Annotated in this window: 21 protein-coding genes; 15 read left to right on the top strand and 6 right to left on the bottom strand. The window is 68.4% G+C overall.

Going from position 1 to position 22,599, the window contains the following annotated elements:
- Positions 1-177: 177 nt before the first annotated feature.
- The 3 genes from QH196_RS30810 to QH196_RS30800 are packed head-to-tail and all read right to left on the bottom strand — an operon-like array spanning position 178 to position 3,303.
- Positions 178-1,350 (bottom strand): sulfotransferase family protein, encoded by a 1,173-nt coding sequence (locus tag QH196_RS30810; RefSeq protein WP_280419368.1) that lies wholly within the window; start codon positions 1,348-1,350, stop codon positions 178-180.
- Between the two features lie 13 nt (positions 1,351-1,363).
- A complete protein-coding gene (locus QH196_RS30805) occupies positions 1,364-2,140 on the bottom strand; it encodes an SDR family oxidoreductase (protein WP_280419367.1) in 777 nt (258 codons plus the stop codon).
- On the bottom strand, positions 2,140-3,303 hold the full coding sequence (locus tag QH196_RS30800; RefSeq protein ID WP_280419386.1) for a hypothetical protein: 1,164 nt from the start codon (positions 3,301-3,303) through the stop codon (positions 2,140-2,142). Before QH196_RS30800 ends, QH196_RS30805 begins: the two co-directional genes overlap by 1 nt.
- 81 nt (positions 3,304-3,384) lie before the next feature.
- Here QH196_RS30800 and QH196_RS30795 point away from each other — a divergent pair, with 81 nt between their 5' ends.
- The 5 genes from QH196_RS30795 to QH196_RS30775 all read left to right on the top strand — a co-directional run bounded on the left by QH196_RS30795 (position 3,385) and on the right by QH196_RS30775 (position 9,597).
- Positions 3,385-4,296 (top strand): helix-turn-helix domain-containing protein, encoded by a 912-nt coding sequence (locus tag QH196_RS30795; protein WP_280419366.1) that lies wholly within the window; start codon positions 3,385-3,387, stop codon positions 4,294-4,296.
- A 32-nt stretch (positions 4,297-4,328) separates the two neighbouring features.
- On the top strand, positions 4,329-5,261 hold the full coding sequence (gene cysD / locus QH196_RS30790) for a sulfate adenylyltransferase subunit CysD (protein ID WP_280419365.1): 933 nt from the start codon (positions 4,329-4,331) through the stop codon (positions 5,259-5,261).
- Positions 5,261-7,099: an adenylyl-sulfate kinase gene (gene cysC / locus QH196_RS30785; RefSeq protein ID WP_280419364.1), complete on the top strand. Its 1,839-nt coding sequence runs from the start codon at positions 5,261-5,263 to the stop codon at positions 7,097-7,099. The genes cysD and cysC overlap by 1 nt, the downstream gene beginning before the upstream one ends.
- 136 nt (positions 7,100-7,235) lie before the next feature.
- On the top strand, positions 7,236-9,032 hold the full coding sequence (locus QH196_RS30780; RefSeq protein WP_280419363.1) for an acyl-CoA dehydrogenase: 1,797 nt from the start codon (positions 7,236-7,238) through the stop codon (positions 9,030-9,032).
- Between the two features lie 46 nt (positions 9,033-9,078).
- Positions 9,079-9,597 carry a DinB family protein gene (locus QH196_RS30775; RefSeq protein WP_280419362.1) on the top strand — a complete coding sequence of 173 codons (519 nt, stop codon included), beginning with the start codon at positions 9,079-9,081 and terminating at the stop codon, positions 9,595-9,597.
- A 53-nt stretch (positions 9,598-9,650) separates the two neighbouring features.
- Here the strand turns inward: QH196_RS30775 and QH196_RS30770 are convergent, their stop codons facing one another.
- Positions 9,651-11,414 carry a 2-isopropylmalate synthase gene (locus QH196_RS30770; protein ID WP_280419361.1) on the bottom strand — a complete coding sequence of 588 codons (1,764 nt, stop codon included), beginning with the start codon at positions 11,412-11,414 and terminating at the stop codon, positions 9,651-9,653.
- 175 nt (positions 11,415-11,589) lie between these two features.
- On the opposite strand from QH196_RS30770, the gene QH196_RS30765 reads away from it, so the two are divergent.
- From QH196_RS30765 to QH196_RS30750, 4 genes are all read left to right on the top strand, one after another.
- Positions 11,590-12,261 (top strand): FadR/GntR family transcriptional regulator, encoded by a 672-nt coding sequence (locus QH196_RS30765; protein WP_280419360.1) that lies wholly within the window; start codon positions 11,590-11,592, stop codon positions 12,259-12,261.
- Complete coding sequence (locus QH196_RS30760; RefSeq protein WP_280419359.1) at positions 12,258-13,058, top strand: ABC transporter ATP-binding protein; 801 nt, start codon at positions 12,258-12,260, stop codon at positions 13,056-13,058. Before QH196_RS30765 ends, QH196_RS30760 begins: the two co-directional genes overlap by 4 nt.
- Positions 13,059-13,135: 77 nt before the next feature.
- Positions 13,136-13,741, top strand: coding sequence for a QsdR family transcriptional regulator (locus tag QH196_RS30755; RefSeq protein WP_280419358.1), 606 nt, complete (start codon positions 13,136-13,138; stop codon positions 13,739-13,741).
- Positions 13,742-13,753: 12 nt separating this feature from the next.
- Positions 13,754-14,320, top strand: coding sequence for a nucleotidyltransferase family protein (locus QH196_RS30750; protein ID WP_280419357.1), 567 nt, complete (start codon positions 13,754-13,756; stop codon positions 14,318-14,320).
- Here the strand turns inward: QH196_RS30750 and QH196_RS30745 are convergent.
- Positions 14,251-15,399 (bottom strand): XdhC family protein, encoded by a 1,149-nt coding sequence (locus QH196_RS30745; RefSeq protein WP_280419356.1) that lies wholly within the window; start codon positions 15,397-15,399, stop codon positions 14,251-14,253. The genes QH196_RS30750 and QH196_RS30745 overlap by 70 nt on opposite strands.
- A 307-nt stretch (positions 15,400-15,706) precedes the next feature.
- Between QH196_RS30745 and QH196_RS30740 the strand changes: the two genes are divergently transcribed.
- The 6 genes from QH196_RS30740 (at position 15,707) to QH196_RS30715 (ending at position 21,662) form a co-directional block, all read left to right on the top strand.
- Complete coding sequence (locus tag QH196_RS30740) at positions 15,707-18,052, top strand: xanthine dehydrogenase family protein molybdopterin-binding subunit (RefSeq protein WP_280419355.1); 2,346 nt, start codon at positions 15,707-15,709, stop codon at positions 18,050-18,052.
- Positions 18,049-18,924 carry an FAD binding domain-containing protein gene (locus QH196_RS30735; protein ID WP_280419354.1) on the top strand — a complete coding sequence of 292 codons (876 nt, stop codon included), beginning with the start codon at positions 18,049-18,051 and terminating at the stop codon, positions 18,922-18,924. Before QH196_RS30740 ends, QH196_RS30735 begins: the two co-directional genes overlap by 4 nt.
- On the top strand, positions 18,917-19,417 hold the full coding sequence (locus QH196_RS30730; protein ID WP_280419353.1) for a (2Fe-2S)-binding protein: 501 nt from the start codon (positions 18,917-18,919) through the stop codon (positions 19,415-19,417). Before QH196_RS30735 ends, QH196_RS30730 begins: the two co-directional genes overlap by 8 nt.
- Before the next feature lie 28 nt (positions 19,418-19,445).
- A complete protein-coding gene (locus QH196_RS30725; RefSeq protein ID WP_280419352.1) occupies positions 19,446-20,249 on the top strand; it encodes an SRPBCC family protein in 804 nt (267 codons plus the stop codon).
- 538 nt (positions 20,250-20,787) lie between these two features.
- Positions 20,788-21,111 (top strand): DMT family transporter, encoded by a 324-nt coding sequence (locus tag QH196_RS30720; protein WP_195054032.1) that lies wholly within the window; start codon positions 20,788-20,790, stop codon positions 21,109-21,111.
- Positions 21,108-21,662: a TetR/AcrR family transcriptional regulator gene (locus tag QH196_RS30715; protein WP_280419351.1), complete on the top strand. Its 555-nt coding sequence runs from the start codon at positions 21,108-21,110 to the stop codon at positions 21,660-21,662. The genes QH196_RS30720 and QH196_RS30715 overlap by 4 nt, the downstream gene beginning before the upstream one ends.
- 254 nt (positions 21,663-21,916) lie before the next feature.
- Here the strand turns inward: QH196_RS30715 and QH196_RS30710 are convergent, their stop codons facing one another.
- On the bottom strand, positions 21,917-22,543 hold the full coding sequence (locus QH196_RS30710; protein WP_280419350.1) for a DUF305 domain-containing protein: 627 nt from the start codon (positions 22,541-22,543) through the stop codon (positions 21,917-21,919).
- Positions 22,544-22,599 lie beyond the last annotated feature (56 nt).

Genomic DNA, 22,599 nt, shown 5'->3' with positions numbered 1-22,599 from the left:
CACCCGAACCGCCGGCGCCGGTCACCCTGTCGAGTGCCCGGCCCGGGGAACTGGTGTACTGGGTTCGGTTCGACGAATCCCAGTACGACGCCGACGGCGACGGCCCCCAACCGCAAAACGCAGATCTGGGACCGCTATCTGGTGGCGCAGCAATAACCGCCGGTTTTCGGTGCGCGGCTACTTACGGTTACCGCCCGGATAGTGCTCGGCGAGGTACGGAGCGAACGCTTCGTCGACCTGCTCGGCGGTGAGACCGAAATCGGCCAGTGAGTACTTGTGCGCGGGACGGGCCGCGCCCGAAGTGGATTCGCTGTGCAGGCCGGCCATCCGGGTGCGTGCCGCCTCGGTGAATTCGATCCCGAAGTGGTCATAGACGCGCTCGACGGTGGCGATCGGATCGGTGACGAAATCCTCGTAGTACACATCGCAGAACTGCGCGGCAGGGTACTTCGCGCGATCGGCGAGGAAGGTCCGTGCGCCGCGGGACCACAGCTCCAGCTGCGCCTCCCCCACCACCGGACCGCGGAACTTCTCCGACCAGCCGTCCGTGGCCTGCTCGTTCAGGCTGCACACCGACGCCACGATGGTGCGCGGCTGCCGGTGCATCTGGATGATCAGTGCGTCGGGGTATACGGCGAGCAGGGCGTCGAGCGCGAACAGGTGGCTCGGGTTCTTCAGCACCCACCGGCGATCCGGATCGTTGAGCCCGATCAGCTGCAGATTGCGGCGGTGGCGTTGGTAGGCCGTGGTCCAGTCCTGGTCGCGTAGCCATTCGGAGTAGCGCGGCAGGTAGGCCAGGCATTCGTAGGAGATCGACATCGCCGACTGCCGCAGCAGTTGCCAGCACTCCTCCACCTGGTCGGCCGAGATATGGTGCACGCCCATGAATTCCGGATGCTCCACGTGATGTTTCTCGTAGGCAGCCTGGAGCTGCTGGAACACCGGGTTCTGCTCCCAGGTCTCGCGCGGCGGACGCGGCTGCGGCATCTCGGTCAGCCACATCTCCAGGCCCTGATGGCCGGGGTCGGCGGTGAGCAGGCGGTGCACGGCCGTCGTCCCCGAGCGCGGTAGCCCGGTGACGAAGATCGGGCGTTCGATTCCTACCTCGGCATGCTGCGGATACTGTTTCCAGCCGGCTTCGCTCAGCGCCCGGGCGATGAGGGCGCCGCGCAGGAACGCCCGGTTGACCTTGTTGCCGAACGGGGTGAGTTCGGCGTCGCGTTCGAACGATTCCAGCAGCACCGACAGTCCGGTGCGGTAGTCGTCGGCGCCGAAATCGTCCAGGCCGATCACCTTGGTGGCGGAGGCGTGCAGATCGTCGATCGTGCCGACGTCTTCCCTGCCGATCATTTCTGTTTTCTCCTCAGTGGTGGAATTCGCCGCAGTTCACGTCCAGACAGGTCCCGGTGATCGCCCGGGACATCTCGGAGGCGAAGAAGAGGACGGCATCGGCGATCTCGTCGGGTTCGGGCAGCCGGCGCAGATCGATATCGGCCGCGGTTTCCGTGTAGACCTCGTCGGCCGTGATCCCGCGTTCCTTGGCCAGGTAGTCGAAATACCATTTGAGGGTGTCGGCCCAGATCCAGCCCGGCGCCACCGAATTCACCCGGATACCGCGCGGTCCCAGTTCGGTGGCCAGGCTCTGCGCCAGCGCCAGCAGCGTGGTCTTGGCCATCTTGTACGGGCCGTAGGGTTGCCGGGAGTGCCGCAGGACGGCCGAGTTGATCATCACCACCGACCCGTTGCGTTCGGCGAGCGCCGGCGCGAACAGGCGGGTCAGGCGCAGGGCGGCGAAGACGTTGGTTTCGAAACTGGCGCGCAGATCATCGATCGCCACATCGGCGAGGTCGGCCATGGGCGGCATGGCGAAGGCGTTGTTCACCAGTGCGTCGACCCGCCCGAATTCCTCCTCGGTGGCGCGCACGAGTTCCTGCGCCGCGGCGTCGTCGGTGATATCGGTGGGCACCACCAGTGCGCGACCGCCCAGTTCCTCGATTTCGGCGGCAACCTTACGCAGCCGTTTCTCGGTACGCGAGGCGAGCACCACCTTCGCGCCGGCCTTCGCACTCTGCACCGCGATGGCCTGGCCGAGCCCGGGGCCGATTCCCGAGACGACCACCACTTTGTCCCGCAAGAGCATCAGCCCAGCATCCTTTCCGCCACCGCGGCCTGCCGGGCGGCGATACGCACCTTCCAGTCCTGCGGGGTGATCCGGGCTTCCTGGTAGTAGGGCAGCCGGTCCGGCAGTTCGTCGAAGGACACCAGTTCCACCGTCGGCCCGTCTTCGGGTTTCAGTTCCCGGGACAGGCGCTGCCAGCGGAACTGCAGGTAGGCGCGGTCGTGACCGGTGCGTTCGATCCAGTTGACCAGGCCGGGGTCGCGTTCGCTGATCACCAGCCGGATCATGCCGTCCGGGTCCACCTTCGCCTGGTCGGCGTTGAGGCTGGTCTGATGGTTGATGTAGTCCAGCGACAGGTACCACATGCTTCCGAGCTGGAACCCCTGATAGGGGGCGTCGGATTTCGGCACGGTCAGGATCATGACCTGGTCGTCGGTGAGGTCGTAGTGTCCGACCGAGGAGAACTGCGTGGACAGCCCGCCGGGGGTGCGCCGCGGTTCGGTCATGGTGTTGACCGGCAGGTTCAGATAGAACCACTCGGGGAAGGCGAGGAAGGTTTTCAGCCGGGAGACCAGCATCTTGCCGGCGACTTCGTACCGTTTGGCCATCAGATCGGTGGTGACCGCCGGTGGCGCCGTACCGGCGGTGTCGACCCGGCGGATCCGGACGGTACCGGCCTTCTCGTTCGCCCAGTCGCCGTAGACCTCGCGCACCGCGAGCATGGTCGAATCGGCGGCGAGCTGGATATGGTTGCGGCCGCCGGCGCCGGGTCCCACCGTCAGTTCATAGGTGCCGTCGGCCGCGATATCGATGGAGCGGTCGTCGAAGGCGGTTTCCCCGCCGGGCACCTCGGTCGGCGAGTAATTGCCGTTGAGCACTTGGAAGCTGAGGTCGCGGGTGGTGCCCCGGGTGCCGGTGACCACGTATTCGGCGTCGGGGCGCAGGTTGGCGTGCCAGTAGAGGGTGTCCGGGTTGTCCAGGCCCATCTTCGTGTAGGGACCGGTGGAGGTCACGAAGTACGGGTGGTCCCGCTCGAAGGCCCACGACATCTGGATGGCGGCCCGGATACTTGCACCCAGGTAGTCGTAGCCCTCGGCCAGATCCTGTTCGGTGCGGATATGGGGGGCGCCCTTGATGATTTCCTCGGCGGCGGCGATCGCGTCCGCGAACGGCTGAGTGAGCACGATACTCCCGGTGTTCCATATATGTACCACCCTGGTACATTCTGATGTCAAAGAGATTAGAACCTGTTCTAGGAGTGGTCAATGGCAGCGGGCTCGGCGGAGGTGCGCGAGGTGGGTCGGCGATCCGCACCCACGCTGCGCGTGATCCAGGTGATCGACTACCTCACCGCACGACGGGGCCGCCGGGCCGGACTGTCGGAAATAGCGCGCGACCTGGACCTGGCCAAACCCACCTGCCTGGGCATCCTCACCGAACTCACCGCCGCCGGCTACCTCACCCGCGATCCGCGCACCCGCGACTACGGCCCCGGCCCCGCACTGATCGCCGCGGGCCGGGTCGCCCAGGACAGTTTCGCCATCGCCGGCCTCGCCCACCCGGAACTGGCACGCCTCAGCGCGAAATACGGCACCACCTGCACTGCGTCCGCCGTGGCCGGTGAACGGATCAGCGTCCTGGACAGTGCGGGCCCGGCCATGGTGCGAGTCGGGGCGACCTACCGTTTCGCGCCGCCGGTCGGCCTCATGTACGTGCTGTGGGATACCGACGCCGCCTTCGACGCCTGGCTGGCGACCCCGCCGACGGTCCCGCTGAACCAGGACGAGACCCGGCTGCGCCGCCTCGTCGCGGAGTGCCGGGAGCGCGGCTACCTGGTGGAGAGCATGACCGGCGCGGGCCGGCAGCTGTATTCCATGCTGGCCGGCGTCGGTGGCCACGAAATGCCCGATGAGCTGCGCACCGCCGTCGCGGAACTGGTGACCACACTCGGCGAGCGGGTGTATCTGGGCGCCGATCTGCGGCCGCGGAAGGAGCATCCGGTGAGCCTGCTGGCCGCGCCGACCTACGACGCCGACGGCCGCCAGCAACTGGTGCTCACCATGTACGTGGGCACCTCGATCACCGGCGCCGAGATCGCCCGCCGCGGCGCCGCACTGGTGGCCGCGGCCGATGCGGTCACCGCGGCGGCGGGCGGGCACCGGCCGCAACACCATTGACCGTTCATAGAAACTTGTTCTAGTTTTTAGGCGTGAGCCAGCACACGAAGTCGGCAGCGGGCACCTACGAGCTCTCGCATCAGGCCGCACTCGAGGCCGAATCGGTCCACATCCTGCGGGAGGTGGCCGCAACCTTCGAACGTCCCGTTCTCCTGTTCTCCGGCGGCAAGGATTCGGTGGTGATGCTGCACCTGGCCACCAAGGCGTTCTGGCCGGCACCGGTACCGTTCCCGATCCTGCATATCGATACCGGGCACAACTTCGACGAGGTGATCGCCTACCGCGACGAAGCCGTCACGAAATACGGGTTACGCCTGCTCGTGGGCCGGGTCCAGGACGATATCGACGCCGGACGGGTCACCGAGGACACCGGCCCGCGCGGCAGCCGCAACCGGCTGCAGACCACCACGCTGCTGCGCAGTGTGCGCGAAGGCCGGTTCGACGCCGTATTCGGCGGCGCGCGCCGCGACGAGGAGAAGGCCCGCGCCAAGGAGCGTGTCTTCAGTTTCCGCGACGAATACGGGCAATGGGATCCACGCCGGCAGCGCCCGGAGCTGTGGAATCTCTACAACGGCAAACACCGTCCGGGCGAACATATCCGGGTCTTCCCGCTGTCCAACTGGACCGAGCTGGATATCTGGAGCTATATCGCGGCCGAAGGTATCGAGTTGCCGCCGCTGTACTACGCCCATCGCCGGCCGGTGGTCCAGCGCGACGGGATGCTGCTGGCGCACACCCGGTTCCTGACCCTGCTCGACGGTGAGGAACCGCGGGAGGCGCTGGTGCGGTTCCGCACCGTGGGTGATGCCACCTGCACCGGCTGCGTGGAATCCACCGCGGCCACACCGGCCGAGGTGGTGGCCGAGGTCGCCGCCGCCCGGGTCACCGAACGCGGCGCCACCCGCGCCGACGACCGGATCTCCGAGGCCGGTATGGAAGATCGCAAACGAGAGGGTTACTTCTGATGGGCTCCCTGCTGCGCCTGGCCACGGCGGGCAGTGTCGACGACGGGAAATCGACCCTCATCGGCCGGCTGCTGTTCGATTCCAAAACCTTGTTCACCGATCAGCTCGACGCGGTGGAACGCACCAGCCGCGATCGCGGCGAGGACTATCCGAACCTGGCACTGCTCACCGACGGGTTACGCGCGGAACGGGAACAGGGCATCACCATCGATGTCGCGCACCGCTATTTCGCCACCCCGCGCCGCAAGTTCATCATCGCCGACACTCCGGGACATGTGCAGTACACCCGGAACATGGTGACCGGCGCCTCGACCGCGGATCTGGCGCTGATCCTGGTGGATGCCCGGCACGGCGTGGTGGAACAGACCCGCCGGCACGCCTTCCTGGCCTCGCTGCTCGGTGTACCACATCTGGTGCTGTGCGTGAACAAGATGGATCTGGTGGACTGGTCGGCCGAGCGCTTCACCGAGATCCGGGAGGAATTCGCGGGGTTCGCGTCCCGGCTCGAGATCGCCGACCTGACCTTCATCCCGATGTCGGCCCTGCACGGCGACAACATCGTGCACCGCAGCGCCACCATGGACTGGTACGAGGGCACCCCGCTGCTGCATCATCTCGAAGAGGTGCATATCGCCTCCGACCGCAACCTCATCGACGCCCGGCTGCCGGTGCAGTACGTGATCCGCAGCCATACACCGGATTTCCGCGGATACGCGGGCACCATCGCCAGCGGTGTGTGGTCACCGGGTGACGAGATCACCGTCCTGCCCTCGGGGCTGTCCACTACGGTGACCGGGATCTGGGGACCGGGCGGCGCCCCGCTCACCGAGGCCTTCCCGCCGCAGGCGGTGACGGTCGCGCTGGCCGATCAGCTCGATATCGGCCGCGGGGATATGCTGTGCCGCCCGGCCAACCGGCCGCAGACCAGCCGCGATCTGGACACCATGGTCTGCTGGTTCAGCGAGGACGCCGAACTGCGCCCCGGTGCCTCGTACACATTGCGGCACACCACCCGCAGCGTCGCGGCGGAGATCCGCTCCCTGGACTACCGGCTCGATGTGAACACCCTGCATCGCGACGAGAACGCGAACGCATTGGCACTCAATCAGATCGGTCGCGTGCAGCTGCGGACCCGGCAGGCGCTGCAGTTCGACCCGTATCGCCGTAACCGCACCACCGGCAGCTTCCTGCTGATCGACGACACCACCGGCGATACCGTCGGCGCCGGAATGATCACCGGGCCCAGCCTGCCCGCGTCCCGGGTGGTGTGGCATTCGAGCGCGGTCGGTCGTGCGGAACGGCCCACCCGCGGCCGCACGGTCTGGCTCACCGGACTGTCCGGTTCCGGGAAATCATCGGTGGCGGTGGAGCTCGAACGCCGCCTCGTCGCGGCGGGGCGGCCGGCGTTTCTGCTCGACGGCGACAATCTGCGGCACGGTCTCAATTCCGATCTGGGTTTCTCGGCCGCGGACCGGACCGAGAACATCCGCCGCGTGGGTGAGGTCGCGCGGCTGTTCGCCGAATCGGGGACGGTCGCCATCGTCTCGCTCATCAGCCCCTACCGAACCGACCGCGAAAGGGCCCGGGCGGTTCACAATGCTGCCGGTATCCCGTTCCTGGAGATCTTCGTGGACACCCCGCTGGACATCTGCGAGGCCCGCGACCCCAAAGGCCTGTACGCCAAGGCCAGGACCGGGGAAATCCGCGGGTTCACCGGTATCGACGATCCCTATGAACCGCCCGCGACCCCAGCACTGGTGCTGCGGCCGGAGGACGGCGACCCCGCCGCGATGGCCGACGCGATCCTGGCATTGCTTTCCAGGGACGACGACGCCTGATACGGACAGTATCCCGGGCGGGCCCGGGTGGGTGCGGGTGATACTGGATTCGGGCGAGCGGCGCGGGCCCGGTTCGCGACCACGCCACCCGGCCACATTTGATACTCTGACCGCAACTTGTACCGAAAGGGTGGTTATGCGGTCTACTCTGCTGTCCCGGCGTGACCTGGAGTTCCTGCTCTACGAATGGCTCGATGTCGAGAGCCTCACCCGGCGGCCCCGGTATGCCGAGCATTCGAGGGAGACCTTCGATGCCGTCCTCGACCTGAGCGAGCAGCTGGCCACCAAATATTTCGCCACCCACAACAAGCTGAACGACACCCGCGAACCCACCTTCGACGGGGACAAGGTCACCCTCATCCCCGAGGTCGGGCAGGCGCTGGCCGCGTTCGCCGAGGCCGGGATGGTCGGGGCGAGCATGGACGCCGAACTGGGCGGTGCGCAGCTCCCCGCCGCGGTCGCCCAGGCGGGTTTCGCCTGGTTCCACGCCGCCAACCCGGGCACCAGCGCCTATCCCCTGCTGACCATCGGCAATGCCAACCTGCTCGCCGCGCACGCCGCCCCCGGCCTGGTGCGGCGGTTCGTACCGCCGATGCTCGAGGGACGTTTCTTCGGCACGATGTGCCTGTCGGAACCACAGGCCGGGTCCTCGCTCGCGGATATCGTCACCCGCGCCGAACCCGGTGACGACGGCACCTACCGCTTGTTCGGCACCAAGATGTGGATCTCGGGCGGCGATCACGAACTCGGCGACAATATCGTGCATCTGGTGCTGGCGAAGATCCCGGGCGGCCCGGCGGGCACCAAGGGAATTTCGCTGTTCGTGGTACCGCGGTTCCTGGTGCACGAGGACGGTTCGCTCGGGGAACGCAACGATGTGGCATTGGCCGGGCTCAACCACAAGATGGGTTTCCGCGGCACGGTCAACACGGTCCTCAACTTCGGCGAGGGCCGCTGGACACCGCAGGGGGCCGCGGGCGCGATCGGCTATCTGGTGGGCGAACCGCACCAGGGCCTGAAATACATGTTCCATATGATGAACGAGGCGCGCAGCGGGGTGGGGCTGGTAGCCGCCGCCCTCGGCTACACCGGCTATCTCGAATCCCTCGACTACGCCCGCACCCGCCCCCAGGGCCGCACCAAAGGCGCCGCCGATCCGGCCGCCCCGCAGCGCCCGATCATCGAGCACGCCGATGTGAAACGGATGCTGCTGGCGCAGAAGAGTTACGCCGAGGGCGGGCTGGCCCTGGTGCTGTACTGCGCCCGCCTCATCGACGAACAGCACACCGCCGAATCCGGCGAGGAACGCCGCGCCCGCACACTGCTGCTGGATATCCTCACCCCGATCGCCAAGAGCTGGCCCTCGCAGTGGTGCCTGACCGCCAACGACCTCGCCATCCAGGTTCTCGGCGGATACGGCTACACCCGCGAATACAACGTCGAACAGCACTATCGCGATAACCGCCTCAACCCCATCCACGAGGGCACGCACGGTATCCAGGGCCTGGATCTGCTGGGCCGCAAGGTCACCCAGCAGGGCGGGGCGAGCCTGCACGAACTCGACGGCCGCATCCGGGCCACCCTCGCGGCCGCCCGGGAACTCGGCGGTGAGCCCGCCGAACTCGCCGACCGGCTGGACACATCCTGGTCCCGCCTGATCGCGGTCACCGGCAGCCTGTTCGCCACCGGGGATATCGAGGTCGCACTGGCCAACAGTTCCGTCTATCTGGAGGCCTTCGGCCACCACGTAGTCGCGTGGATCTGGCTGGATCAGATGCGCGCCGCCCACGGCCGCACCGGCGATTTCTACGACGGTAAACGGCACGCGGCCCGCTATTTCTTCCGCCACGAACTCCCCCGCACCGGACCCCAGCTGGATCTGCTGGCCGAGCTGGACACCACCACCGTCGATATGGCCGAGAACTGGTTCTGACAAAACCGGGCGACAGGTGCCTCCGGGTGCCGATAGGTTCGGTGGGATGACCTGGATCGCACCTGCAATCGACCGGATCGAGACCGAACCCACCGGCCCGGAACGACCGATGCTGCAGTCCTGGCTGGACTTCCACCGGCAGACCCTGCTCGGTAAATGCTCCGGCCTCGGTACCGCGCAGCTGAAACAATGCGCGGTAGCGCCTTCGGCGCTGTCGTTGCACGGTTTGGTGCGCCATATGTCCGAGGTGGAGCGCGGCTGGTTACGAATTACCGCGGCCGGACAGCGGCTCGCGTACCTCTACTGCGCCGATACGGACCCGAACGGCGACTTCGACAATATCGGTACGGCCGACCCCGCCGCCGATTTCGCCGTGTACCGGCGGGAGACCGAGCTGGCCGACGCCGCGGTGGCCGAACTCCCGCTCGACCACCGCTGCCGTCATCCCGCCGGTACCGAGTACAGCCTCCGCTGGGTGTACCTGCACCTCATCGAGGAGTACGCCCGGCACAACGGTCACGCGGATCTGCTGCGCGAGCAGATCGACGGCCGCACCGGGGACTGACCGCGGACGACCGGGCTACCCGCGCCACCACGACGACCGGATCCCGTACCGGCTCACCCGGGGTCGGCGATCCCGGCCGCCCGGACCGCCGCCGCCACCGCGGCCGCGGCCGCCGAATCGGCTCGGGCACACGACCATCCGATCCTGCCTGCCCGCCGATACTCGAGGTAGGCGATCGCGTGTCCGGCGACAGGATGCCCGGACAGGCTCAGCACCTCGATCGGACGGCCCGCCTGCCCGAGTGCCGACACCACCGCGGAGACCTGGTCGTTCTCCTCATGAGTACTCCGGTGTGGCCGGCCGTCGACCACGAGCCCCACGGTGATCACCGGGGAATCCTCGGGACCGGCCACGCGCAGGCCCTTCAGCCGGACCTCCGGCGGTTCCGGCGTATCCAGATAGATCGCATCGAACAGCGCACGCAGTTCGGCCGCGCTCACCTCCGCCCCGGAACCGTCGGTATGCTGCTGTACCTGCCGCGCGAAATCGATCTGCAACCGCCGGGGCAGGTCCAAACCGTGTTCGACGTCGAGCAGATAGGCGATTCCGCCCTTTCCGGACTGCGAGTTCACCCGGACCACAGCGTCGTAACCGCGCCCGATATCGGCCGGATCGATCGGCAGGTACGGCACCCGCCATTCGATCTCGCGTTCGGGGCGAGCCGTGCGCGCGGCCCGCTCCCGATGCTCGGCGAACCCCTTCTTGATGGCATCCTGGTGGGTACCGGAGAAGGCCGTATGCACCAGATCCCCGACATAGGGATGCCGCGGGTGGACCGGCAGTCGAGTGCAGTATTCGACAGTGCGCCGGATCTCGTCGATATCGGAGAAATCGATCATCGGATCCACACCCTGGGCATGCAGATTCAAGGCCAGCGTGGCGATATCGACATTGCCGGTGCGTTCACCGTTGCCGAATACACAGCCCTCCACCCGTTGCGCACCGGCCAGTACCGCGAGTTCGGCGCAGGCCACCCCGGTTCCGCGGTCGTTGTGCGGATGCACCGACAGCACGACGCTGTCGCGGCGGGCAAGATTGCGATGCATGTATTCGATCTGGTCGGCGTACACATTCGGAGTCGCGATCTCCACCGTGGCCGGCAGGTTCAGGGTGACCGGGCGCTGCGGGCTCGCCTGCCACAGGTCCGTGACGCTGTCACAGATATCCAGGACGTAGCCGGGTTCGGTCTGGTTGAACACCTCCGGGGAGAACTGGAAACGTACCCGGGGCAGATCGCCGGCGAGTTCGAGCACATCGCGGGCGCCTGCCAGTATCAGGTCGTGAACTTCGCGGGAGTCCTTACCCAGCACGGTATCCCGCCAGACCGGCGCCGTCGCGGTGTACAGGTGGATCACCACCTCGTTGGCGAGTCCGCGGACCGATTCCACCGTGCGGGCGATCAGGTCCCGCCGCGCGGGAGTGAAGACCACCACGGTGACGTCCGGCGGCGCGATACCGGTATCGGCCAGTACCCGCACGAAATCGAAATCGGCCTGGGAGGCCGACGGATAGCCGACCTCGATCTCCTTGTACCCCATGGCGACGAGGAGTGTGAAGAACCGGCGTTTGCGGTCGGGGTCCATCGGTTCGGCCAGGGCCTGGTTACCGTCGCGCAGATCCACCGGAACCCACAGCGGGGCCTGCCGGATCCGGGCGCTCGGCCAGCGCCGCTCCTGTTCGGGAACCTGTACCCGATCGTGGATATCGCGGTACCGGTGCGACGGCATCTGCGAGCGCCGCTGCCGGAACCAGTCCGGCGCGGTCTCCGGGATCGCGCCGGCGGGAGTGTCGATGGTCGGGTATGTCTGCGTGGTCATCGGGATTCGCCCGAGCCTTCCTGTTCGTTCGGCCGCACATAAACGGTGATCGGCCGACGACAAGACCCCACGGCGGGGTGGCCGATCGTTCAGGCCCCGCCGTGGCGGCCGAGGAGAAGCTGCTGCGACATATGGCAGACTGTACACAACTCCTCAGACAAGTAGCGAGGTTCGGATGGTTACCCAGGTGCGACGCCACCCCTTGGCCGAGCAGGCGGCCGATCTACTGCTCGCGCGTATCCGCGCCGGCGAATGGCCGCTCGGGCATAAGCTGCCCGGCGAGACGACACTCGCCGCGCAGCTCGGGGTGGGCCGTTCGACACTGCGCGAGGCCGTACGCGTCCTCGCCGGCAAAGGCGTCCTCGCCAGCCGGCAGGGTGCGGGCGTCTTCGTGACGTCGCTCGATATCCCCGAGGACTGGGATATCGTGCTGCGCCGAGCCACCATCGCCGCGGTTCTCGAGGCCCGGATCGCCATCGAGGCCGAGGCCGCCGCGCTGGCCGCCGGGCGGCGCACACCGGCCGATCTGCGGGCCATCCGGCGGGCGCTGTCGGTACGAGCCACCGAGGGCCGCACGATCGCCGAGCTGGTCGATGCCGATACGGCGTTCCACCGCGCCGTGATCGTCGCCGCCCACAACGACATCCTGACCCAGCTCTTCGACACCTTCCTCCCCCGTTCCAGAGCCGCGATGATCGATATGCTGCAGCTGCGCCCGATGCCGGCCCCGGACGAGGATCACGCCGCCCACGAACGGCTCGCCGAAGCGATCGCCGCCCGCGATCCCGCGGCCGCGGCCACGTACAGCCGCGCTCACCTACAGACCATCAAGGAGATTTTCGCGTGAGCACCACCGTTCTGGAGCTGACCGACGTCACCTTCCGGCGCGACGGCAATCCGATCATCGACGGTATTTCGCTGAGCGTCCGCGCGGGTGAGCACTGGGCACTGCTCGGCCCGAACGGGGCAGGTAAGAGCACATTGCTGGGCTTCTGCGGTGCGCTCACCCATCCCACCAGCGGCACGGTTCGTGTCCTCGGGGAACGACTGGGGCGGGTGGAGCTGCAGAAACTGCGGCGCTCCATCGGGCATGTGAATCCGCGTCATCCGCTGCGGTCGCCGCTGACGGTGCGCGAAGTGGTCCTCACCGGGCTCACCGGTACGGTCGACACCCCGATGCGCTGGACGCCGGATCGAGCGGAAATCGGTGCCGCGACCGATGCGCTCGACGCGGTAGGGATGGCCGCCAAGGCCGAACGTGCCTGGCCTGCGCTCTCCCAGGGCGAACGTGGCCGGACCCTCATCGCCCGTGCATTGATCACCGCCCCGCGGCTGCTACTGCTCGACGAACCGACGACCGGCCTCGATGTGGCTGCGCGGGAACAACTGCTGCACACCATCGACACCCTCGACCGGACATTGCCCGATCTCGCGTCCGTCCTGGTGACCCATCACCTGGAGGAACTGCCGACGAGCACGTCTCATGCACTGTTGATCACCGAGGGGCGTACGGTCGCCGCGGGTGCGGCCGACGAAACCATCACCACGGCAAACATTTCCGAGGCATTCGATCATCCCGTCCTGGTCGGCCGTCAGGGCGGCCGCTGGTCCGCCCGATCCCCGCTGACCCAGCCGGTGGCCTGAGCCCTACACTCGGAGCTCGGGCGCTCGCCGGAATTCCCCCTTTAGATACACGAGACATTGTGTGTATCGTAACGGGCGTGACCACAGCCAGCCGCACTTCCCGACCCCCCGGCCGTCCCGCCTCGGCCACTCGCGAAGAAGTCGTCGCCCTGGCCCGGCAGGCCTTTCTGGCGGGAGAACGGGTCGACGTCCAGGCGATCGCGGCCCAGCTCAAATTGAGCCGCGCCTCGATCTACCGCTGGTTCGGCTCTCGCGACGGCGTCCTGGGCGCGGTCCTTTCCGGGGAATTCGAATCGCTCATCGAACGTGCGGACGCCCGGCGTAAAGATACGGGCGCCCGGCGCATCCTGGCGGTGCTCGACCGGGTCAACCGCTGGATGGCCGGTAACGAGCCGTTCCGGCGCTATTTCGAGAACGAACCCCTGGCCGGGCTGCGCATCCTGACCTCCAGCGACGGCCCGGTCCAGCCGCGTGTGCTGACCGCGGTGGAAAAGCTCATCACCCGCGCCGAGGAACAGGACGGCTACGCACCGCAACTGGAACGCCCGCTGCTCGCCTACTCCCTGGTGCGTCTGGGTGAGGCATTCCTCTACCACGACAACGTGACCGGTCTCCGTGGCGATGTCGACCGCTTGCACCAGGTGCAGGCCGCGCTGCTGGGCATCGATCTGCCGCGAGACTAGGCCACCGGCGCCATGAGTAGCGGCAGCATCCACCCGCGAACGGAAGCCGCGGGGGTTGTGCTCGCCGCCGGTGCCGGCCGCCGGTTCGGCCGGCCGAAGGCCGAGGTGCTGTTCGAGGGCGAACGGCTGGTGGACCGCGCCGTCAGGCTGCTGCGCGACGGTGGTTGCACGCGGGTGGTCGTGGTGTCGGGTGCGGTGGCACTGCGAGTCGATAATGCCACGGTGGTGCACAACCTCGACTGGGCCGACGGTATGGGGTCGTCACTGGTGACGGGTTTGCGCGCAGTCCACGAGAGCGCGGCGGTGGTGGTGCCGGTCGATATGCCGTGGCTGGGGCCCGATGCCGTACGCAGGCTGCTCGGCAGCGGGGCACGCCTGGCCGTGGCGACATACGGCGACCGCTCCGGGCACCCGGTGCTCCTGGGGTCGGAATACTTCCCGGCGGTGGCGGCGACCGCGGTCGGCGATATCGGCGCACGCACCTTCCTGGCCGCCAACCGCGAGCTGGTTCAGTATGTCCCGTGCGACGACACCGGCTCACCCGACGATGCCGACACCCCGCAGGACCTGATCCGCTGATCCGCGGATCGATCCGCCGCAACCTCCGCATGGATCGGCCTGGTGGTGGCCGACAGCGACCGCGCCGAACCGCCGTGCCGGTGCGCGACGATCTCCGCGCCGATCGCGACCGCCGTCTCCTCCGGGGTGCGGCCCCCCAATTCGAGCCCGATCGGGGAATGCAGCCGGGCGAGTTCGGCCGCGGTGACACCGGCCTCGCGCAGCCGGGCGCGGCGCTCGGTATCGGCCCGGCGCGACCCCATCGCGCCCACATAGGCGACCGGCAGCCGGAGCGCTTCGACCAGCACCGGGATATCGAATTTCGGGTCGTGGGTGAGCACGCACACCACGGTCCGCGGATCCACCTCGGTGGTGCGCAGATAGCGGTCCGGCCACTCGGTGACCACGGCGTCGGCATCCGGATACCCGGCCCGATCGGCGAAAACCGGCCGGGCGTCGCAGATCGTGACGTGATATCCCAGCAGCCGCCCCATCCGGGCGAGCGCGCCGGCGAACACATTCGCGCCGAAGACGATCATCCGCGGTGGTGCGGCAAAGGATTCGACGAACAGCTCCCGGGCCGAGGCCCCGCATCCGATCGCCCGAATTCCGCGGGCACCCTGGAGCACCATGGCGCGGGCGAGGGCGACCGTCGAATCCGCCGGCCGGCCCGCCGAGCCGATCGCCGAATCCGCGGTGACGGCCACCATCTCACCGGTGGCGAGATCGCGGACCAGCGCGGCGGCACCGGGTGCGGTCAATGCCGCGTCCAGGACCGGCCGCTCGGCCGCGGTGACCCGCTGGACGAACACCTCGAGCTCACCGCCGCAGGTGAGGCCGACAGCGAACGCGTCGGAATCGCTGTACCCGAAGCTCTGCCGGGCAGGCACTCCCGAGGCGAGCACCGTGGTGCACAGGTCGTAGACGGCACCCTCGACGCATCCACCGGACAGACTTCCCCGGACCGCACCGGCGGCGTCCACCGCCATACTCGCCCCTAGCGGCAGTGGTGCGCTTCCGCGGATATCCACCACCGTCGCCACGGCGTACTCGACCCCCTCGGCATGCCACCCGGCAAGCTGCGCGGCCAACTCGCGCATACGCCACCTCCTCGCCGCAGCGGTAGCCGGAAACCTCGGACCACATGCGAGAATAGCACTTTCCTAAATCGACATTGCAATTCTTACATCCGGCATATCCTGTATTGACAGTGCGGAGAGGCCGATGCTAAACAGGTGCTCAGCACCGGTGTGCCGAACCGGCCGAATCGGGCACCGCACAGCGGTCCCCGGCGTCCGCACGCCGGTGCCCGCGATATCCCGCGAACGGAGGAACGCACCGGATGGGTCGAACCAGGCTGCTGTTCCGCAGCGCCACACCCCCTACCCCGACGCGACGGAGCCGATCATGAGCACAACCGAGAAAACGACGGCCGTCGGCGCACGCGTTCCGCGGATCGAGGATCTGCGCCTGCTCACCGGCGCCGGCACCTTCGTCGACGACATCACCCGGCCCGGTATGGTCCACGCCTGTTTCGTGCGCAGCCCGCTGCCCAGGGCCCGGATCACGGCGATCGACACCACCGAGGCCGCCGCGCTGGACGGTGTCGTGGCCGTCTACACGGCCGCCGAACTCAACCCGCTGGTCACCGAGATCTCCTACGCCCTGGACACTCCGGGCTTCCCCGAGGTGTCTCGGCCGCCACTGGCCGAGGACGAGGTGCGTTTCGTCGGCGACCCGGTGGTCATGGTGGTGGCCGCCGACCGCTATATCGCCGAGGACGCCGCCGAACTCGTGATTGTCGACTACGACCCACTCGAGCCCGTGGTCGACTACGAAACCGCCGGTTCCGCCACCGAACTCGTCCACGCCGGACATCCGGGCAACTCCGCGGGCGGTCTGGCCGGGCGGACCCCCGCCGATCTCGCCCCGGTCTTCGACGCGGCCCCGCATGTGGTGCGCCAGACCGTGCACCAGCAGGCCTACGCACCGGTCCCGCTGGAAACGCGCGGCATCGTCGCGGAATGGACCGCGCCCACCGGGGAGATGACCCTCTGGACCTCCACCCAGTCGCCGCACGAAGTACGCGGCTTCTGTTCCCGGCTGCTCGGTGTCGACGAGCACCGGGTCCGGGTGATCGTGCGCGATACCGGTGGCGGATTCGGCCAGAAAGTGGCCCCGCAGCGGGAGGACACCTGCGTGATGCTGGCCGCCCGCACCCTGCGCCACGCCGTGAAATGGATCGAGGACCGCCAGGAGAACCTGATGTCCGCCGGGGCCGCCCGCCACGAACACGGCGAGGTCGCCATGGCCTTCGACGACGACGGCCGCATCCTGGCCGCCACCATCGAGCATGTGCAGAACGTCGGCGCCTACCCGATCCCCTCGCCGCTCACCTCCTCGATCGCCGTCGGGATGCTGTTCCCCGGCCCGTATCGGGTACCGGAAGCCGGATTCAGCACCGCCTCGTACTACTCGAACACCGTGGGCCGGGTCGCCTACCGCGGCCCGTGGCAGTTCGAATCGGTCTCCCGCGAACTGCTGCTGGATACCGCTGCCCGCCGGCTCGGCCTCGATCCCGTGGAGCTGCGACGGCGGAATATGCTCAGCCACAAGGAGATGCCGGTCGCCAACCCGAACGGTATGCCCTACTCCGACGCCTCGCCGCTGGAAACCTTCGAACAAGCGCTGCAGATCCTCGATTACGACGCCTTCCGCGCCGAACAGGCCCGGGCCCGCACCGAAGGACGCTACCTGGGCGTCGGAACCTGCACCTATGTGGAACCGACCACCGGCAGCACCCCGTTCCTGAGCACCGAGGGTGCGACCATCCGGATCTCGGCCACCGGCAAGGTGAACGTCTACCTCTCGGGCGGGTCGGCGGGTAACAGCCTGGAGACCACCGCGATCCAGCTCACCGCCGACGCGCTCGGCGTGGATATCGGCGATGTGCAGACCGTCCAGGGCGATACCGCCGTGGCGCCGCAGGGTGGCGGCACCAACGGCAGCCGGTCCGGTTCCATGGCCGCCGGCGCCATCGCGCAGACGGCGGCAATACTGCGCGAACGAATTATCGCCATCGCGGCACATCAGCTCGGCGCCGCGGTCGAGGATGTGGAGTTCGCGCACGGCCGCGCGGGGGTCGCGGGAACCGAGAAATCGCTGTCGCTGGCCGAGATCGCACAGATCGCCTACTTCCAGACCGAACTCCTCCCGGCGGGGGTCGTCCCCGGGCTCGAGGCCACCGGGCGGCACCGCGCCGATCAGATGATGATCTGGGCCAACGCCACCCACGTCTGCACCTGTGAGGTCGATATCGACACCGGGGCGGTGAAATTGCTGCGGTTCGTCGTCAGCGAGGATGTCGGGCCGATGATCAATCCGAATGTGGTGGAAGGCCAGATCTACGGCGGCACCGTGCAGGGTATCGGCGGCGCGCTATACGAACATCTGGCCTACGACGACGACGGGAACCCGGTCGCCACCACCTTCCTGGACTATCTGCTGCCCACCGCGGCCGAGGTTCCGGTGATCGAGCTCGGCCATGTCGAAACCCCGAGCTCCGGGCCGGGCGGGTTCAAAGGTGTCGGCGAGGGTGGCGCCATCGGCTCGACCCCCGCGGTGCTCAATGCCGTCGCCGACGCGCTGGCGCCGTTCGGAGTGCAGATCGACCGGCTTCCCCTCTCCCCGGCCCGGATCGTGGCCATGATCGACGAAGCCCGCGCGAACGGGAACACGGAGGTGACAGCATGAAACCCGCGGCCTTCGACTACCACGCCCCCACCACCGCGGCCGAGGCAGTGGCCCTGCTGGCGGATCTCGGCGACGATGCCAAGATCATCGCCGGCGGGCAGAGCCTGGTGCCGATGCTGGCGCTGCGGCTCGCTGTTTTCGACCATCTGGTCGACCTGCGCCGCCTGGACGAACTCCGGGGTATCGAAACCCGCGACGATTCGGTGTGGATCGGCGCCGGCACCACACACGCCGCGGTGGGCCGGTCCGCGGAGGTCCGCCGCGATCTACCACTACTGCACCGGGCGACCCCGCTGATCGGCCACTTCCAGATCCGCAATCGCGGCACCCTCGGCGGTGCGATCGCCCACGCCGACGCCGCCGGCGAATATCCGGTGGTGGCATCGACACTCGACGCGCGGATGCACACCCTGTCCCCGCGCGGCACCCGCGATATCGCGGCGGCGGACTACTTCACCGGAATGTGGAGCACCGCCATGGAACCCGACGAACTGCTCACCGGGATCACCTTCCCGGTGTGGCGGGGACGCACCGGCTTCGCGATCGAGGAATTCGCCCGGCGAGCCGGCGATTTCGCCATGGCCGGCGCGGCGATCGCGGTCCGGCTGGATGCGGACTCGCGGATCGAGCAGGTCGCGGTGGGACTGTTCGGCCTGGCCCCGACCCCGTTGCGGGCCACCGCCACCGAATCCGAGGTACTCGGGCGACCCGCGGCCGAGATCGATCCGGCGGAGGTCGGGCGGTCGGCCACCGCGGCACTGAACGCTGTACCCGCCGATATCCACGGATCTGCCGGCTACCGGCGCCGGATCGGGGCGGTCATGGTCGCGCGGGCCTGGACCCGCGCGGTAGAGGAGGCGAGCAATGACTGATATCGAGATCTCGGTCGTGGTCAACGGGACCCGGCGCCGGGACCGGATCCCGCCCCGGCGCACCCTGGCCGACTACCTGCGCGAAACCTGCGGACTCACCGGAACCCACCTCGGCTGCGAGCACGGTGTCTGCGGCGCTTGTTCGGTCCTGCTCGACGGGGCGGCAGTCCGCGCCTGCCTGGTTTTCGCGGTCCAGGCCGACGGCGCCGAAGTGACCACGGTCGAAGGCCTGGCCGAACCGGACGGCCGGCTCTCCCCGGTGCAGCAGGCGTTCCGCGACCACCACGGCCTGCAATGCGGTTTCTGCACACCCGGATTCGTCGTCTCCGCCACCGCCTTCCTCGCGGAGAACCCCGACCCCGACGACGAGGAGATCCGCGAGGCACTATCCGGCAACATCTGCCGGTGCACCGGCTACCAGGGCATCATCCGGGCCGTCCGGGACGCCGCCACCACGATCGACGCCGAAACCCCCGCGACCCCGCAGGCCTGAACCGGCCCACCGAAGCCAAGGACCGCGTATGAAACTCGAGAACACTTTCCGGATCCCCGTTCCCGCCGACGACGCCTGGCCCGTTCTGCTCGACCTCGAGCGGCTCGCGCCCTGTGTTCCGGGTGCCACCCTCACCTCCCGGGACGGCGACGATTTCCACGGCAAGATCAAGGTGAAACTCGGGCCGGTGGGACTCACCTACAACGGCGTCATCAAGATCCTGTCCCAGGACGCGGACGCCAAAATCGCGGTCCTGGAGGGTGGCGGCCGCGAAACCCGCGGTAACGGCACCGCGAAAGCGGTGATCACCTGCCGGCTGGTCGAATCGGACGGGGTCACCGATGTTTTCGTCGATACCGATCTGGCGATCACCGGTAAACCGGCCCAGTTCGGCCGGGGCGCCCTGGCCGATGTGGCAGGCACGCTGATCGGCACGTTCGCCGACAACCTCGCCGCGGAGATCACCTCGTCGGCGGGCGAGGGCACCGACGAGGTAGTCGAGGTGGCAAGCAACTCCACCCCCACCGACGCCACCGGGCAGGCCGGCGCTGCGCCCACCCAGGCCGCCGGCGCCGAGGCCGGCGGGGCCGAGGCCGGCGGGGCCACCGGATCCACACGTGCCCCCGGCACCGGGTCCGCTTCTGCCGGGTCGGCAGCCTCGCCCCGATCGGGCGGGCCCACCCCTGTCGCCGCGCGACCTGCCGCCGAGCCCATCGATCTGATGGCGGCCGCCGGCTTGTCCGCCAACCGCCAACTCCTGCTCGCGTTGGGTGCGGCAGCGTTGGTGATCCTGTTCCTGCTGTCCCGGAATCGCCGGGAGAGCTGCGAGTAGACGCGCCCGCACAGTCCACACCGGACACCTTCACCCGGCCCGTACGATAATCCGCACCGACCCGGCGATACGGGTCTCCGTGGGCCGGCGAGGCGACCGAGAGCAGCGCGAGGCCTTCCGGTACTGATGCCGATCTCTTCGCCTTCGCCCGCATCGCTGCCCGTCTTCGGGGGCCAGAGGTGGCGCTGGATCCGCAACTGCAGTGGACCCCGTGCGCACCAGACACCCCTGCCCGGACGGGCACTTCGCGGTCCGGACAGGAATACTTCGCGGTCCGGCGCCCGGCCGTGCGCCGCCGCGGACCCACACGGGAATCATCCTTCGCTTGCCTGTCTCCAGCATCGGCCCAGGCAAGCGACCGGCGCCCCCGAGGCTCGGCGCGGTCCACACACGGACAGGTGGAGGCACCCCGGACGTCCGGCGCACCCGACCGATCTCGCCCCGGAGTGCCGCCTCTGTACTGGTTCGCGGCCCGGGGAGCCGATGCATCGATGTACGTTTGTCCATGGACAAACGTACACATATGGAGGGACCGGTCATGGCGCTGGTAATGCTCGGGCTGGCGATCGTCGCCGAAATCGTGGGAACCAGCCTGCTCAAGGCCACCGAGGGATTCACCAGGCTCTGGCCGACCGTGGCGTCGCTGGCCGCGTACACCGTCGCCTTCGTTCTCCTGGCCCAGGCCATCGCGCGCGGAATGCAGGTCGGTTTCGCCTATGCGGTGTGGTCGGGCCTGGGCACGACCTTGATCGTCATCGTCGGCGCATTGTTCCTGGGCGAATCGCTCGGCCCTGCCAAAATCGCCGGGGTGGCGCTGGTGGTCGCGGGCGTGGTCACCCTCAACCTGGCGGGCGCGCATTGACACCCCGGGATCCGCATCGGCGCCGCCGCATACTCGACGCCACCCGCGCACTGATCCCCCGCCACGGAATCGCGGGAATCACCCATCGCCTGGTGGCGGCCGAAGCCGGAGTGCCGGTCGGCTCGACAACCTACTACTTCGCCGACCTGGCCGATCTCACCGAGGCAGCGCTGGCCGAAACCGCCGTGGCCACCCGCGACGCCCTGGCTGCGTGGGCCGAGCAACTGGCCGGTGGCGCCGACCTCCCCGCAACCCTGTCCGCGCTCACCGCGGGTTGTCTCGACCACCCCGAGCAGATACTCACCGTGAACGAGCTCTATCTCGCCGCGACCCGCCATCCCGAACTACGCCCGCTGGCCCAGGTCTGGTTCGACGGACTTGTCGATATCCTCGCCCCGCATATCGGCCCCACCGCGGCCCGGGCGACCGCGATATATCTCGACGGCGTGCTGCTGCATGCCCTGTCCAGCGATTCCCCGGTCGACACGACCGCGCTCACCGCACCCCTGGCTGCCCTCGCCGCCCTCGGAGACAAGCCGTCAGCCGGCTGACCGGGACACAGCGCCCGTGCGGCCCGGAGACCACGAACACCGTCCCCAGCCCGCCACATATCGATACCACCGGCCGGCCGTTCCCGAGGACGACACCAACCGGCCTCGAGCTGCCCCGCCCGGATCCGAGCGGCGGTCCGCAGCGGACAGCAGGGCCGGCCGGCGATTCGGCACCGCCGAGGGACCTGCGACGGCCCCGGGAAGACGGGAAGGTGACCCGGCCGCGCGGAACACGGCCGGGCCACCTCACCCGGTCAGCCTTCCAGGATCGCCTGCATCTCCCCGATTTCGGCCTGCTGGGCGTCGATGATCTGCTGGGCCATGGTCTTGGCCTGCGGGTCACTGCCCTCGGCCAGCTCGGTCTGCGCCATCTGGACCGCACCTTCGTGGTGGTCGATCATCATTTCCAGCCACATCCGGTCGAATTCGGCGCCCTGCGCCGCCTCGAGTTCGGCCATCTGCTCATCGGTCATCATGCCCGGCATACCGTCGTGATGGCCGCCGGAATGGCCGGTGCCCTCGGGTACCGGGGCGCCCCACGCCTCCAGCCACCCCGTCATCGCGGTGATCTCGGGATCCTGCGCCTGCTGGATGCGGGCGGCCAGGTCGATCACTCGGGGGTCGGTCGAATGCGTAGGAACCAGCGCCGCCATCTCCACGGCTTGCCGATGGTGCGGGATCATCTCCTGCGCGAAACGGATATCGGCCTCGTTGTGCTCGCCTTCCGCCGGCGCGGTACCGGACGGGCTCGCGGCCGCCGATGTCGTCATCGCACCGGTCGTCGCCGGTGTGCCGGATTCGCCGCCGTCGTCACCGCAGGCGGTGAGTACCGCGGCGGAGGCGAGGAGGGCGATTGCGGAGGCGGTCAGCTTTCTGTTCATGAGTTGGGTTCTCCCTGAGTGTCGGTTGTCGTGACTGACGCAACAGCGCCGCGACC

The organism is Nocardia carnea (assembly GCF_029868325.1).
In the GTDB taxonomy this organism is placed as follows: domain Bacteria; phylum Actinomycetota; class Actinomycetes; order Mycobacteriales; family Mycobacteriaceae; genus Nocardia; species Nocardia carnea_C.
Note: the sequence above shows the minus strand (reverse complement) of the source record. Positions and strands in the feature narration are given on the sequence as shown.